The 14443-nt window shown below is 60.9% G+C and carries 10 protein-coding genes; 2 read left to right on the forward strand and 8 right to left on the reverse strand.

Annotated features, from left to right (window positions below; translation table 11 throughout):
• Positions 1–17 precede the first annotated feature (17 nt).
• Entirely contained in the window at positions 18–1463 is a 1446-nt protein-coding gene (locus tag MWL89_RS12400; RefSeq protein WP_244386334.1) for a TfoX/Sxy family DNA transformation protein, read from the forward strand.
• A gap of 18 nt (positions 1464–1481) precedes the next feature.
• Here the strand turns inward: MWL89_RS12400 and MWL89_RS12405 are convergent, their stop codons facing one another.
• From MWL89_RS12405 to MWL89_RS12425, 5 genes are all read right to left on the reverse strand, one after another.
• On the reverse strand, positions 1482–2351 hold the full coding sequence (locus tag MWL89_RS12405) for an anti-sigma-I factor RsgI family protein (RefSeq protein WP_102379665.1): 870 nt from the start codon (positions 2349–2351) through the stop codon (positions 1482–1484).
• Complete coding sequence (locus MWL89_RS12410) at positions 2348–2836, reverse strand: RNA polymerase sigma factor (protein ID WP_102380373.1); 489 nt, start codon at positions 2834–2836, stop codon at positions 2348–2350. The genes MWL89_RS12405 and MWL89_RS12410 overlap by 4 nt, the downstream gene beginning before the upstream one ends.
• Before the next feature lie 92 nt (positions 2837–2928).
• Positions 2929–3453, reverse strand: coding sequence for a hypothetical protein (locus tag MWL89_RS12415; protein ID WP_244386339.1), 525 nt, complete (start codon positions 3451–3453; stop codon positions 2929–2931).
• Between the two features lie 136 nt (positions 3454–3589).
• A complete protein-coding gene (gene tyrS, locus MWL89_RS12420; protein WP_102379667.1) occupies positions 3590–4807 on the reverse strand; it encodes a tyrosine--tRNA ligase in 1218 nt (405 codons plus the stop codon).
• Between the two features lie 123 nt (positions 4808–4930).
• Complete coding sequence (locus MWL89_RS12425; protein ID WP_244386343.1) at positions 4931–7405, reverse strand: U32 family peptidase; 2475 nt, start codon at positions 7403–7405, stop codon at positions 4931–4933.
• A gap of 184 nt (positions 7406–7589) precedes the next feature.
• Here MWL89_RS12425 and MWL89_RS12430 point away from each other — a divergent pair, with 184 nt between their 5' ends.
• A complete protein-coding gene (locus MWL89_RS12430; RefSeq protein ID WP_244386346.1) occupies positions 7590–9794 on the forward strand; it encodes a PBP1A family penicillin-binding protein in 2205 nt (734 codons plus the stop codon).
• Between the two features lie 144 nt (positions 9795–9938).
• Here the strand turns inward: MWL89_RS12430 and MWL89_RS12435 are convergent, their stop codons facing one another.
• The 3 genes from MWL89_RS12435 to argH all read right to left on the reverse strand — a co-directional run bounded on the left by MWL89_RS12435 (position 9939) and on the right by argH (position 14430).
• Positions 9939–10445, reverse strand: coding sequence for a SadB/YajI family lipoprotein (locus MWL89_RS12435; protein ID WP_244386348.1), 507 nt, complete (start codon positions 10443–10445; stop codon positions 9939–9941).
• 27 nt (positions 10446–10472) lie between these two features.
• Positions 10473–12806: a transglycosylase domain-containing protein gene (locus MWL89_RS12440; protein WP_244386350.1), complete on the reverse strand. Its 2334-nt coding sequence runs from the start codon at positions 12804–12806 to the stop codon at positions 10473–10475.
• Between the two features lie 232 nt (positions 12807–13038).
• Positions 13039–14430 carry an argininosuccinate lyase gene (gene argH, locus MWL89_RS12445; RefSeq protein WP_102379671.1) on the reverse strand — a complete coding sequence of 464 codons (1392 nt, stop codon included), beginning with the start codon at positions 14428–14430 and terminating at the stop codon, positions 13039–13041.
• Positions 14431–14443: the final 13 nt, after the last annotated feature.

Below are 14443 nucleotides of genomic sequence, written 5' to 3' on the forward strand. Positions count from 1 at the left end.
TAGAGAAACGAGTAATCATGGAAACCGAAACCCCCGTCAAAGCGCGTCGTACCTATTTCATCGACAGCGAAAACCACATCAACACGTGCCTGCAGGGCATCGAATCGCTCAGCGAAGACGATCTCGTCGTCGTGTTTCACCGGGAAAGCAACCTCTCGCAGAAGCAGAAGGGGTCGATCAAAGACTCCCCCGCCCGCATCGAGTGGATCCTCTGCCAGGACTCCGGCGTAAAGAACAGCCTCGACGTGCAATTGATCGCCGAACTCAGCCGCCGGATCGCCTGCCACGAAATCGAGAACGGCTACATCGTCAGCCAGGACCAAGGCTACAAACCCGCGATCCACTACCTCCTGAACCGCTACGCCGACGAGTTCCGCTTCCTCGGCCTCAAGAAGTCAATCGACGAGTTCATGCTGGCCGATGCCCTCGTATCGGCCGACTCCCGCAAAGACGTGCACGAAGCGCTCGTGCGCACCGCCGGACAGATCGTCGGCACCGCGATGTACCGCAACATCCGCAACCTCTTCGATTCGACATCGGGCTCCGACGAGCCCGAGGAGGGCTACACCGTCGAGGGAGCGCCGCTTTTCCCCGAATCGGCCAACGAAGCGGTCCAGCAAAACGGAAACGGCGTCGGCAACGGCGGCTCGCAGCGCAGCAAGTCGAGCAAACGCCGCAAGCCGCGCTCTGCAGCAAAAGCGAACGGCAACGGGGTTGCACCCGCAGATGGCGATGCAGCGCATGTCGAAGACGAGCAGCAGGAAAGCGCGCCGGCCGAGCCCCAGCGACAAAACGCACGCAGATCGGCCGGCAGGTCGAAGGCGCCGCGCGCGGCCGTCAACGATTCCGCCGCATCCACCGAAGCAGCGGTCCAACCCCGCCCGAACGAGGCCGAACCGATCGCAACACCAGAAAGCCAGGAGGCACCGGCGCAAGCCGAACAGGAGGCGAAGGCCCCCCGCCCGAAACGCCCCCGTCGCAAGCCCGCACAAACGGCCGAAGCCGCAAAGAGCGCCGAGGGATCCCCCGAGCAGGCCCCCGTTGCCGAGCGGAAAACAGCTGCGCCCAAGCCGACAGGAGCAGTGAAAGCAGCTCCGCAATCCCCCGTCGCCGCAGAGGCCGAAGCGCCGCAGAGGCCAGACGAGCAGCCCGCCGCGAAGCCGAGCCGCCGCAGAGGCCGCAAGCCCGCGCAGGCAAAATCGGGGGCGCAGACCCCTCTCGAGAACCTCCCCGGCATCGGCAAGGCGCTTGCCGCACGACTCGAATCGGTCGGAATACCAACCGCAGAGGCACTGCGGGAAAAGGGAAGCCGGGCATCGTGGGTGCTCCTGAAGAAGCAAGATCCCGCCACCTCGATAAACTGGCTCTATGCGCTTGAGGGAGCCGTCCTGGGCATCGCGGTCAAAGAGCTCGACGACGAGACGAAAACCGCGCTCAAATCGTTCAGCAAGCTCGCCCTGTAAACGCAGGTTAGCCGCAGCTCATTCGCCCGAATGGCTGCGGCGGCCGTTTCCGGCTCCCTGCCCGCGCATCCCGTTGCCCGATCCCTGGCCGTGATGTTCGCCCATTCCCGTCGAAGCATCCTCCGCATCTCCCCCCGCAGCGGCAATGCGATCGCGCAGCTCTCGCATCGTCATAGATCGGCATTCCTCAAGCGTCACGCTCGAGTCGAGTTCCATCAGCTCGAGGGCGGCGTTGTAGCGACCTACGCCCATACCCGCAGCGAGGGCCTCCTCCCGATCCTCGACAGAAACCGTATGGCACGATCCGCGGCATGGAAGCGTTTGCAGGTAGGCGTCGGATGCTTGGGTAAGCGATTCGGCCTGGGAGGCATCGTCGGATGTCACGTTGATCTCGATGTACGCGTCGTCTCCTACATACGACATGAACAGCTCGCTCTGGGAGAGCGCCGCCATCGCCTCGTCGTAGCTTTTCCCCACAAGGGACACTTGACCGAGTAGCTCGGCGCCATCCTCGTTGACGGCGCGCTCGGACACCACGCAATCGAACCGATTGACTCCGATCTCGATCGAGGGATTCACGTCGATCCCGATTTGGGCGGTTTCGGTAGCGTACGCCGAAAACCCGCCGAGCCCGATGGCGACAAGCGCCATGCAGGCGGCCATGGCGAACCCCACCCTGCGCAGAACACGTGCCCGCGATCGCCGTGCCGCAGCTGCGACCGAGGAGGAAACGGCAAAACCTGTAGCCTGGTCGGGCGTCTCCGGCCCCCCGGCAACCTCGTCTGAGCAGGCGAGCCGATCGTAGGCCTCGAGCGTAGCGCGCTTGGCCTCTTCGGGAAGAACAACGTCATCGAAGGCTTCGCGGATCCTCTGTTCTAGTTCGTTCATGCGAGCGCCTCCTTCAAGAGCTTTCTTCCGCGAGCAATCCACGAGTAGACGGTATTTACGGGTGCTTCGAGCATCTCGGCTATCTCGGGTGCCGTATACCCCTCGTATAAAGCAAGGTAAACGGGCGTTCTCGGAGGATCGGTGAGGCCGAGCATGGCATCGAGCACTTCGCCTTCGGCGCAGCCCGGTTGCGAATGCGTATCGGACGAGGCCGACGAAGAGGCAATCGTCCCGTCGTCAAGCACCGATCTCGTGCGGTGCGATGCCTTCAGCATATCTTTGCAAACGTTGGTGGCCACACGGATGAGCCATGCCTTGCGGTGCTCCGCATCGGCAAAATCGCCCCCGTGCAATGCGTATTTGAGCATCGTCTCCTGAAAGGCGTCTTGCGCATCGGGGCTCTGATGGAAGTAGAGCACGCAGACGCGCCACACGGTATTGCCGTGCTCGTCGATGACCTGCTCTATATCGGATCTATTCCTCATGCCGTCCATCTTAATCCCGCTTCAAGCCGCAACCCGAAGCACAACGCTGCCCGACGGCGGTCGTTCGAACCGCCGTCGGGCAGCCTCGGTGGTTACGCACGTTGATGATGCTTGCCGCCATGCCCCATGCCGTATCCGCCGCCTTGGCCGGCACCGAACCCCTGGGAGCCGTTGCCGCCCTGCCCGCAAGCACCGGAGCCGGAGCGGTCGCACACGCCGTCGCCGTCGGCATCGACGTAGCCGCGCCCGCATCCCGCACCGCCGGCGTAATTGTCGCATATGCCGTCGGCGTTCTCATCGACGTATCCTCGGCAGGCTCCCGCCTCGAAGCCGCAATCATCGCAGATGCCGTCGCCGTCGGCATCGACGTAGCCGCCGCAGCGGCCGTCGGCATAGCGATCGCACACGCCGTCACCGTCGGCATCGACGAAGGCGCGGCCGCCTACCTCGCTCAGCACACCCTGCGTGCGCATGACGGCAGCACCCAAGCCTTCGCCTTGGCACTGAGCGAACCGACCGCCGAATCCGCCATGCGAGCCGGCAAACGCCACCGTCGGCAGGGCGAGCGCCACGACGAGTGCTCCGATAACGATGGCGGCAACTTTCTTCCTATTCATGATTCTGCTCCTTTTCTTGTCCTTACCCTACCAAAACGATCAAGAGAAGGAAATCCTTGCAACTTTTTTAAAAAAAGAGGACTTCCGAAGAAGTCCTCGCATTTTATTCGATAAAACCCCTTCGGGCGTTCCCGATTTACACCAGCTTGGCGTACTTGCGCTTGCCGACCTGCAGCACAGCGCCTTCGAGGCGACCGGGCTCGACGTTGTAGGATTTCGCGGCAACCGCTTCACCGTCGATCTTCACGCCACCGCCGTCGATGAGACGGCGCGCTTCGCCGGCCGACGAAGCAAGACCTGCATCGGCAAGCAGCTTCGCCAGATAGACCAGGCCCTCGTCGTTCGGCGTGAGATCCGCCTTGAACTCGGGGATGTCGTCGGGCATCTCGTGCTGTTTGAAAACCTTGTCGAACTGATCTTCGGCGGCACGAGCCGCCTCCTCGTCGTAGTACGCGGCAACGATATTGCGCGCCAAGGCTCGTTTCACCTTGTTGGGATGCAGCTCGTCGGCAGCAAGGCCTCGCTCTATCTCGTCGACCTCCTCGACCGAGCAGGTCGATGCAAGGCGATAGTATTTGACCATAAGCTCGTCGGGAATCGACATGACCTTGCCGAACATATCGGCAGGCTCGTCGGTGAGGCCGATGTAGTTGCCGTAGCTCTTCGACATCTTCTGCACGCCGTCAGTGCCCTCGAGAAGCGGCAGCGTCAGGCACACCTGCGGCTCCATGCCCTTCTTCTCCATAAGCTCGCGGCCCGCAAGCAGGTTGAACAGCTGATCGGTTCCACCGATCTCAACATCGGAGTCGATGACGACCGAATCGTAGGCCTGCATGACCGGATACAGAAACTCGTGCAAGCTGATGGGCTGGTTCGACGTATAACGGTTATGAAAATCATCGCGCTCGAGAATACGGGCGACGGTGAAGTTGGAGGCAAGCGAGAGCAGGCCCTCCATATCGAGCGACAAAAGCCACTCGGAATTGTACTTGAGCGTGGTCTTTTCGGGATCGAGGATCTGATAAGCCTGATCGACGTAGGTTTGGGCGTTAGCCTTCACCTGTTCGGATGTGAGCTGAGGGCGTGTCGAGTTGCGTCCCGACGGATCGCCGATAAGCGCCGTACCGTCGCCGATGATGAGCGTCACGCGGTGACCCAGATCCTGGAATGTGCGCAGCTTGCGCAGCGGCACCGCATGCCCGAGATGGATGTCGGGTGCCGTCGGATCGACGCCCAGCTTCACATTGAGGGTCTTTCCTTGCTTGAGTTTCTCAAGCAAGGCGCTTTCGGGGACGATCTGCGCCGTACCCGACTTGATGATATGCATCTGCTCTTCGGGGGTTATCGAACTCATCTCCTTCAATACCGGTTTCCCACATTGCGCGGCCCGAGCCGCACGATGGTTTGTTATGGTAGCACATGAAGCCGCATTTGGCTCCGAACGCCCGCCCGCTTCGCACGAAGCGCAAGAGAGCCCCTACGCAATCCCCCTGAACAGATGCCCGCTCGTGGCGCCTTCGGACTTCGCCACGCGATTGCCACCCGAAAGCGCGATGTCGCGGGCCCGAACAGCCCGCTGAACCGCCTTGGTCGTTTCCTCCACGTTCATGAGCGCCGTATCGACCATGATGGCCGACACCCCGGCTTCGATGAGCTCGGGCACCGCATGGGCGATATCGAGTGCGACCGCATTGTACAAGTGGCTTCTTCCGCAGCAATCGGTGACGACCGGAAACTCGTAACCCTTGCGATCCCTGAGGTAGTGAGGGCTCTTCCTCCGCGCGCACGACGCGCAATCCTCGTTGCAAGGACCCTGGCTCATCAGTAGGCAGTGCTCGGTGACCATGAGCTCCTGCGATCCGATGACGGTCAACCCGAGCGGCACCGGTGCGCCCTTACCAAGCGCCTCGATCTGGACAAGCGAGAGCTCGGGCGAAAGCCATACGCGCCCCGCCCCGAGATCGGCTGCGGCATCGAGCGCCAAGCGATTGAGCAGGGGGAGATGGGGGCCGACTTCGGGAAGAGCACCCAGGCGCGATGCCTCGAAGAGCTGTCCGAGGTTTTCGACGAGTACGGGCTTGCCCGTCTTCACATACGCCCATGGATCGAACCCGACCGCGCCTTCGCGGGAACCGCCCTCGCCATCGTGGCCGACCGTCGGCAATGCGATGATCGCCTGCTTGGGATAGCCCGCCTGCTCAGCGGTTCCCGACACCTGCCCGGCAATGACCGCCTCGCCGCGTTTGTAATTCAGCGCGGGAACGTAGATGAGGTTCGCGCCCGCGCGTTTAGCGGCGCGCGCGCAGGCGGGATTGGTGGCCAGCACGGCAACATCGCAACGGTTCGTGCATCGCGAAGCAACGGCGCGACGGGCCTCGATGCGCGGCAGCCTTCTGGCGCGGTACGGTTCGAGCATCGCCTCTTCGAGCTGCCCCAACGCCCGGGTGCGCAGTTTGTGCAGCTGCGAAAACCCAATTCCGACGCCCTCGTCAACCGTCACATCGAGCGACTGCAGCGTAAACGGCAGGTTGCCCAACCGGTCGACATGCTCGCGGATCTCCGCTTCGGTAACCGGCTTCGTTCGGGCCGCCTCGACCACGGGCCCCTCGATCCGGGCAGTCGAGCCCGCTGCCGAGAATTCCATGACGAGCGGCTCGCCGATGCGCATGGCAACGGTTCCGGAGACGGGAATGCGCGGCTCGAGCGCATCGTCGACGTAGGCCGCGACAGCACTTCTCACGCGAAACACGCGGTCGCCTTTGCCGACCTTCTTCGCCAGAGGCACGCGCACCGTGGCGCCGTCGACCGCATCGATACGCTCGACGGGATACGCGAAGTGGCCTTTGTTCGTCCAGAATTCGAGCACGTCTCCTGCGACGATGGCATCTTCCGCAGCTATCTCGACCAAGCCGTCGCGCACCTGCGCAACACGTCCGATGAACACGCCCCGGTTGTTCGGACGCCCATAGCTCATGATATCGTTGCCGCGTTCGCCTTCGAGATAGGCGGTGGTGAATCCGCGCGAGAACGCTTCGGCAAGCACCTGGGCGTCTTCATCGGCAACGCGGTAGCGCACGTGTCCGGAGTCGCCGAGCGTCGAGGCTCGGGCAGCGAGCACCTCGTCGAGCGCACGGCGATACACCGACGTGACCGCGAACACGTAATCGGGCGACTTCATCCGGCCTTCGATCTTCAACGACGCGACTCCCGCTTCAACCAGCGAAGGCAGAAGCTCAATGGCGCGAAGATCTTTAGGCGAAAGCAGGTGCTCACCCGGTGCATCGAGCGTTTTGCGCAGCGCTTTGTTGTGAAGCGTATAGGGCAGGCGGCACGCCTGGGCGCACAAGCCCCGATTGGCCGATCTGCCTCCGATCATCGACGACATGAAGCACTGTCCCGAATAGCACACGCACAGAGCACCGTGCACGAACGTCTCGACTTCCATGCCCAGCCGGGCGGCAGCGCTCGCCATCCGTCCGACCTCACCGAGCGAAAGCTCGCGCGCAAGCGTTACCCGCTTCGCGCCGAGCGCAGCGACAGCTTCGAGACCCGCCGTCGAATGCGTGTTCATCTGGGTTGAAACATGGACTCGGGCCTCGGGCAGCGTTCGGGCGAGCTCGGATGCAATGCCGATATCCTGTACGATGAACGCATCGACGCCCGCCCGAAACGCCTGACGGGCGAGCTCCATGGCGTCGTCGGCTTCGTTCGGAAGGACGGCCGTGTTGAGCGTCAGATACACGGACACGCTGCGCAAGTGCGCAAAGTCGCACGCTCGAGCGAGCGTTTCGAGCGTAAAGTTCTCGGCCGAGCGCCGCGCGTTGAATGATTCGACGCCCAGGTATACCGCATCGGCGCCCGCCTGCACGGCCGCATGGAGACTTTGCTCGTTTCCCGCAGGAGCGAGCAGTTCGGGTGCTGCCCGAAGCGCTTCGGTTTGCATTGTGTTCATGACCATCCGTAATCGTATCGGTGCGATCGGGGCGTCGAAAGAATCGCGCAACAACCCGATCTCGTCTTACTCGTATGCAAAGCACATGATAGCGAATAGGCACTCCCCGCGTCGCCCTCACCCAAATAAAGCAGAAAGCCCTGCGAGAGCGCACAAAAGCCCCACTTTCTAGTATAGTGTTTGCATGAAGAACCGAAGGAAACAGCGCGAGGTCCACGCCCACGCATCGAAATGGGGAGTCATCATCGTTTTGATCGCCGCCTGCTTCGTCGTGTACGGCGGCGTGCAGGGCGCGCTCGGCGTCATGAATTCCTGGCTCGACGATCTTCCGAGCATCGAGGGATCCGATGCGTTCAACTTCGCCGAAAAAACCCGCGTGTACGCGAAAGACGGCACGCTCTTGGCTGAGTTCTTCGTCGAGAACCGCGAGCCGGTGGCCATCGATCAGGTGAGCGAATACGTACTCGAAGGCACCGTGGCAACCGAAGACGTGCGCTTCTACGAACATAACGGCGTCGACCCGCAGGGCATCGTGCGCGCGCTCGTCAACAACATTCGGGGAGGCGCGCTCGAAGGAGCCTCGACCATCACGCAGCAGTTCGTTCGCAACACCTTGCTCGCGGAAGAAGCGACGGAGATATCCTTCGAACGAAAGATCCGAGAGGCGGAACTCGCAACGCAACTCGAAAAGGTGTACTCGAAAGACGATATCCTTCTCATGTACCTCAACACCATCAACTACGGCGACGGCTGCTACGGTATCGAGACGGCCGCCAAGAACTACTTCCAGAAATCAGCCGCCGACCTCACGCTCGTCGAGGCGGCAACGCTTGTGGGCATCCCGCAGTCGCCCACCTACCTCAATCCGAAAACCAACCCCGACGCCTGCCGCGACAGGCGCAACGTGGTACTGAGCCGCATGCTCACCGCGGGCAACATCACCCAGGAAGAGTACGACGAGGCGAGCGCACAAGAGCTCGTGCTCAACCCCGCTCCCCCGCGCTCAAGCGACGGCATCTACGCCTACCCGTATTTCACCAGCTACGTACGCCAGCTGCTGCTCGAAGAGTACTCCCAGGCCGAGGTGTTCAAGGGCGGGCTTACCGTTTACACGACGATCGACCCCGCCATGCAGGCGAAGGCCGAGCTTGCCTGCGAGAACCAGTACGCGCGCATGAGCGAAGAGGACGAAGTGTCCCTTACCTGCCTCGATCCGAACACCGGATACATCCTCGCCATGGTGGGCGGCAAAGACTACGACACCGAGGAATGGAACCTTGCTACGCAGGGAGGCCGATCGGCAGGCTCTTCGTTCAAGCCCTTCACCCTTACCGCCGCCATCGAGCAGGGCATCAATCCTTCAACCCTCATCGATTGCACGTCGCCGTACAAGGTTAACGCAGAATACACCGTCGAGAACTTCGGCAACATCAACTACGGCATCCGCTCGATCCAGAGCGCCACCGCCGTCTCGTCCAACACCGGTTTCATTCGCCTCGTCCAAGAGGTAACCCCGCACACGGCCGTCGAAACGGCATACCGATTGGGAATCACCACCCCCCAACCTGAGGTTCTCACTTCAACGCTCGGCGCCGGCAACGTTACCACCCTGGAAATGGCCAGCGCTTACGGAACCTTCGCAACCGGGGGCGTCAAGCATTCGCCCGAAGCCATCACCCAGGTGCTCGACCGCAACGGCAACGAGATCAGCTCGAGCAGTACCGAAGGCGAACGGGTTATTTCCGAAGAGGTCGCCTATGCGGTAACCAAGGTGCTCAAAACGGTATTTACCGAGGGAACGGCCGCAGGATACATGCCCTACAACGGACAACCGGTTGCCGGCAAGACGGGAACGTCCGAAGACTTCAAAGATCATTGGCTCGTCGGCTATACGCCCCAGCTCTCCTGCGCGATCTGGATCGGCAACCCCGACTACGAACAGCCGGGCAACCAGAACCTCTCATGCAACGCCATTTGGCAGGATTTCATGAACATGGCACTCGAGGGATACGAGATTCAAGATTTTGCCCCCGCAGCCGATCCGTCCTACGGCAACAAGTTCAACAAAGAACAGAACGACAAGCTCTACAAAGAGACCGAAGCAGGCAAAAAGGAAGCCGAAGAAAAGAAGAAAGAGGAAGAGGAGAAAAAGAAACAGGAGGAGGACGAGAAGAAGCAGCAGGAGCAGAATAAACCCGCAGATCCACCCGCTCCTCCGAATGTCGTCGGCATGACGCTCGACCAAGCCGCCAACGCCCTTGCGGGCTACAGCGCCGAATACGTTGAAGAGTATTCGGCTACCGTGCCGCAAGGCATCGTCATCAGCCAAGAAGTGGTGGGCGGCAAGGTGCGCCTCCACGTATCCCTCGGCCCGAACCCGGGAGGATAAGCCCTCGCTCCCCGCCTCCGTAGGCGAGCATCTCTGCGCTTTCAGGACATCGGTACGTAAAAAAAGCGACCCCATGGGGTCGCTTTCGCATCCGCCGCTCGCTCGGCTTAGACGAGCTGCTCGCTTTGCTTCGAAGCACGTGCCTTAATTGGGCATCTCGTTGGCTTTTTTATCGGCTTCCTCAAGCTTATCGATTCCGCTATCGTACTTGTCCTGGATCTCTTTCAGGCGGGCATCGTAGGTCGAGTAATCGAACGGCTCCTCTTCGGTAGCGCTCTCGATCTCGGTATACAAATCGACATAAAGGCTCAACGCATCCTTGAGATCGGTGCAGCCGTCGACGTAAGCCGTCTGAATATCTTTTAGCGCTTCGGGTGCCTCGAGGGCGTTCAAATCGTCGATCGCTTTGAACGCGTTATCGGCCTGGGTTTTCATGCCCACCAAATCGTTGTTCGAAACAGCCTGATTGAAGCTGTCGAGGCGATTGGTCAGATCCTCCATGGATTGATTGACCTTCGACATGTACTGGCGGTTTTCCGTCTGCTGGGTGTTGACGGTGTTGTTCTGAGCCATGCAGCCGCCCAGAGACATCGCAAGCAACGCACCGAAGAGGGCGACGACCAGGAGTCTAGTGAGGTTCGTTCGTTTCATGAGTACCTTTCGTATCGATACCGAGCATTACGCTGCTGTTAAGCTTATTGTACGAAAAGAAATCCCGTTGCCCGATGACAACTCTGATAACCAATCGTTACGGACCGCATATGGAGACGGCGGGGTTGCAAACAGGCCCGCTGCTCGAGACGCGGTAGCCGCAGAGCGGAGCGAAGCGGTTGCCGCTGCGCCGGTGGGATTCGTCGGCGTGGTCGGATCCGTCGGACCCGGATCGGTTGGATCCGTCGGATCGGGATCGGGCTCTGGCGTCGGATCGGGCTCTGGCGTCGGATCGGGCGTCGGCGTCGGCGTCGGATCGGGCTTGTTGTTTTCTTCCTCTTCCTTTTTCTTGTCTTCCTCTTCCTGCTTCTTCTTCTTCTCTTCTTCCTCCGCCTTCTTCTTAGCATCCTCGTCTTCGTCGTCCGAACTGCTCGACTTGCCGCCGATGTTCCACTTGGAGTCGGTGTAGTTCTTGTACGGAGGAGCGGAGGCCTTCTTGAACTGCTCGATCGGCTGGCCCTCGAGAGCGGCGGTCATGAAATCACGGAACACAGTCGTCGCCGTCTCGTCGGTGGAAAGGGATTGCCTCTCGTTCATATCACGGGGATCGCCGATCCAGATGGCAACGGAAAGCTGCGGCGTGAACCCGCAGAACCAGATGTCGTTGTAATCGTCGGTCGTGCCCGTCTTGCCGGCGACCGGCTGGCCCGAGGGCAGAGCTGCCCGAGTGCCGGTTCCCTCCGACGTGTTGATGACGCCCTCCATGACCTGCGTCGCTGCAGAGGCAACCTCGGGAGTGATCGCCTGCTCGCCCTGGCGGTTGGTGTTGTCTTCGATTATGTTGCCGTTGCGATCGAGGATGCGCTCGATGCCGGTCGCCTCCTGCTTCACCCCGCCGTTGGCTATCGTTCCGTACGCCTCGGCCATATCGATGGTCGTGACTTCGCTCGTACCCAGCGTAAGAGTCGGAACCGCACGAAGATCGGTCGTGATCCCCATGCGTTCGGCCACTTCGGCGACCTTCGTAGGCCCAAGCGACATCGCCAGCCTCACGAAGCCCGTGTTCGACGACACGGCGAACGCGCGGGCGATGCTTCGGGTTCCGTAATTGATATTGTAGATGTTCGATATCTTGGCCCCGTCCACCGTCATGGTAGTCGAACAGTCAACCATAGTTTGGGGATTGATACCCGCCTCGAGTGCGGCGACCAGGGTGAACGTCTTGAAGGAAGACCCGGGTTGCCGCTGCGCCTGCGTAGCGAAGTTCCATTGGTTCGCGTAATAGTCCCTGCCGCCCACCATTGCCTTCACGAATCCGGTTTCGGGGTCGACCACCGTCATCGCCACATCGAAGTTATCGGCGAGCGTATCGCGCTTCGCCTGAGCGGCGGCCTCGGCCTGCGCCTGCATGGTCGGATCGATCGTGGTGTACACGGTCCAGCCGCCTTCGAATATCTCGGACTTCGAATACTTGGAGAGAAGATAGTCGCGCACGTAGCTCGTGAAGTACGGGTACTGGTAGATACCGTCGTTCGAGCGCTCGGTTACGTTGAGTTCGAGCGGCGTGTTGACCGCCTCGTCGTATTCCGCTTGCGAAATGTAGCCGTTCGTCAGCATGCGGTTCAAAACGAGGTTGCGCCGTTCCTGGCAAGCATCGGGATAGTCGATGGGGTTGTTGTAGGTGGGCGATTGGGGTATGCCGATGAGCGTAGCCGCCTCGACGAGCGTAAGCTCGGCTGCGCTCTTCGAGAAATAGCGCTGGGAGGCGGCCTCTATGCCGTAGGCGCCTGAACCGTAGTTGATGGTGTTGAGGTACATGAGCAGGATCTCATCCTTGCTGTATATCTCCTCGAGCTTCATCGAGAGGTACATCTCGCGCACCTTGCGCTTAATCGAGATATCGTTGGCCTCCTCGAAGAGGATCGTGTTGCGCACGAACTGCTGCGTGATGGTCGAAGCGCCCTCGCGCGACGAACCGGTCAGGTTAACCACAACCGCGCGGGCGATGCCCCACAGGTCGAATCCCCCGTGCTCGTAGAAGCGCTCGTCCTCGGTTGCCACGGTGCCCTCGAGCACGTACTGGCTGATCTGGTCGAGCTCTACCGGCTCGCGGTCTTCGAGGTAGAACTCGGCGAGTACGGTTGTCTCGTCGCTCGCCAAAACCGTCGTTTTGCGCGCAGTGTTGAACTGATCGACGTTCTCGTAGTCGGGAAGGTCCTTGAGCCACGATTCGCCGAGCGCCCAAATACCGCCCACACCTGCAGCGATGACGGCAATCAGCACGGCGAGCACCGCAAGCGGCACCGTCCATTTGTTCTTCTTCTTAACGTTGGGCCTGTTCTTGATAGAGCGAGAAGCCACGGGTCACCTCCAGGAAAAAACTTCGCCCATTTTACCATCAGGCCTCTTGGGCTTATGAAAGTACATAAGTTTGCTGAAAAAAGGCCATAGGGCGTTCAGGAAGGCACCGCGTAACTACCCCCGTGGATGTAGGCCTTGCGCCACCGAGCAGCAACCCCGGCCGAAACGGCGACGGCCCGCACGCGATGCGCACGGGCCGTCCCTGTCATGCGGTAATGCTCCAGAAGGGAGCTTATCCGTGTAGTCGTGCGTCCTGCTCGAGGACCTCATGGGCCCGCTTCAGCTGAACGCGCACCGCTTCGTGGCCGGTGCCGCCGTAGGTGGTGCGGGCCTCGACGATGCTTTCAAGATCGAGCTCCGAAACGATATCTTCGTCGAACAGATCGCTTGCGGCCTTGAAATCCTTGACCGACAGTCCGTCAAGGTCGCAACCGCGCTTTTCGCACATCAATACCAGATTGCCGACAACCTCGTGGGCGGCCCGAAACGGCATGCCCTTCTTGGCCAGGTAATCGGCCACGTCGGTTGCCGCGAGAAATCCTTTTTTCGCCTGTTCGCGCATGGCGGCGGCGTTCACGCTCATGGTCTCGATCATGCCGTCCATGCATACAAGGCAATCGGCAAGCGTATGGGCTGCGTCGATCGCGCCTTCCTTGTCTTCCTGGAGGTCTTTGTTGTATGCGAGCGGCAGCGCCTTCATCGTGACGAGCAGGCCGACGAGATCGCCCACCACACGTCCGGTTTTTCCGCGGATGAGCTCCGCGAAATCGGGGTTCTTCTTCTGCGGCATGATCGACGAGCCGGTGGAGTACTTGTCCGACAGCGTAATGAACCCGAATTCGGAAGACGACCACAGGATGATCTCCTCGCACAAACGCGAGAGATGCATCATCGAGACCGCGCACGCGTAATCGAGGTCGAGCAGAAAATCACGATCGGATACCGCATCGAGCGAGTTTTCGGTCACGCCGGCAAAGCCGAGTTCGGCGGCCGTCATCCCCCGATCAAGCGGATAGGTGGTCCCAGCGAGCGCCGCCGAACCGAGCGGGCTCGCATCGGCGGCATCGTAGGCCGCCTTGAGGCGCACGCAGTCGCGGGTAAGCATCCAGAAGTACGCGAGCATATGATGGGAGAAGAGCACGGGCTGCGCGTGCTGCATATGGGTGTATCCCGGCATGACGGTGCCGAAATGCTCTTCGGCCTTCTCGACGAGCACGCGGCGCAGCGATACGTTGTGCGCTATGAGTTCGCCGCAAAGCTCTTTGGCGAACAGGCGGGCATCGGTCGCCACCTGATCGTTGCGGGAGCGGCCCGTATGCAACCGCGCACCCGCATCCCCGACGTCGGCGGTGAGAACCTTCTCGACCGCCATATGGATATCCTCGTCGTTGACGTCGAAGGCGAAAGAGCCCTCGTCTATCGAGCGCTCGATAGACGATAGCCCCTCGCTGATCGCCGCCGCATCCTCAGCCGCGATCACTCCTTGAGCCGCCAGCATGTTCGCATGTGCGCGGGAGCCGGCGATATCCTGTCTGTACATCGCCTTGTCGACGGGCAGCGATGCGCCGAAGCGCTGCGTGAACGCATCGACCCCCTGCTCGAATCTCCCTGACCACAATGCCATGTTCTTCTCCTTC

It is taken from the genome of Raoultibacter timonensis, assembly GCF_022845715.1.
GTDB classification, from domain to species: Bacteria; Actinomycetota; Coriobacteriia; order Coriobacteriales; family Eggerthellaceae; genus Raoultibacter; species Raoultibacter timonensis.

What these genes read in the sequence shown, in the direction of transcription:
- MWL89_RS12405 (WP_102379665.1), bottom strand. Translation starts at nt 2,351, where the DNA reads ATGAACGAACTAGAACAGAGGATCCGCGAAGCCTTCGATGACGTTGTT.
- tyrS (WP_102379667.1), bottom strand. Translation starts at nt 4,807, where the DNA reads ATGAGTTCGATAACCCCCGAAGAGCAGATGCATATCATCAAGTCGGGT.
- MWL89_RS12415 (WP_244386339.1), bottom strand. Translation starts at nt 3,453, where the DNA reads ATGAATAGGAAGAAAGTTGCCGCCATCGTTATCGGAGCACTCGTCGTG.
- MWL89_RS12430 (WP_244386346.1), top strand. Translation starts at nt 7,590, where the DNA reads ATGAAGAACCGAAGGAAACAGCGCGAGGTCCACGCCCACGCATCGAAA.
- MWL89_RS12435 (WP_244386348.1), bottom strand. Translation starts at nt 10,445, where the DNA reads ATGAAACGAACGAACCTCACTAGACTCCTGGTCGTCGCCCTCTTCGGT.
- MWL89_RS12410 (WP_102380373.1), bottom strand. Translation starts at nt 2,836, where the DNA reads ATGAGGAATAGATCCGATATAGAGCAGGTCATCGACGAGCACGGCAAT.
- argH (WP_102379671.1), bottom strand. Translation starts at nt 14,430, where the DNA reads ATGGCATTGTGGTCAGGGAGATTCGAGCAGGGGGTCGATGCGTTCACG.
- MWL89_RS12400 (WP_244386334.1), top strand. Translation starts at nt 18, where the DNA reads ATGGAAACCGAAACCCCCGTCAAAGCGCGTCGTACCTATTTCATCGAC.
- MWL89_RS12425 (WP_244386343.1), bottom strand. Translation starts at nt 7,405, where the DNA reads ATGAACACAATGCAAACCGAAGCGCTTCGGGCAGCACCCGAACTGCTC.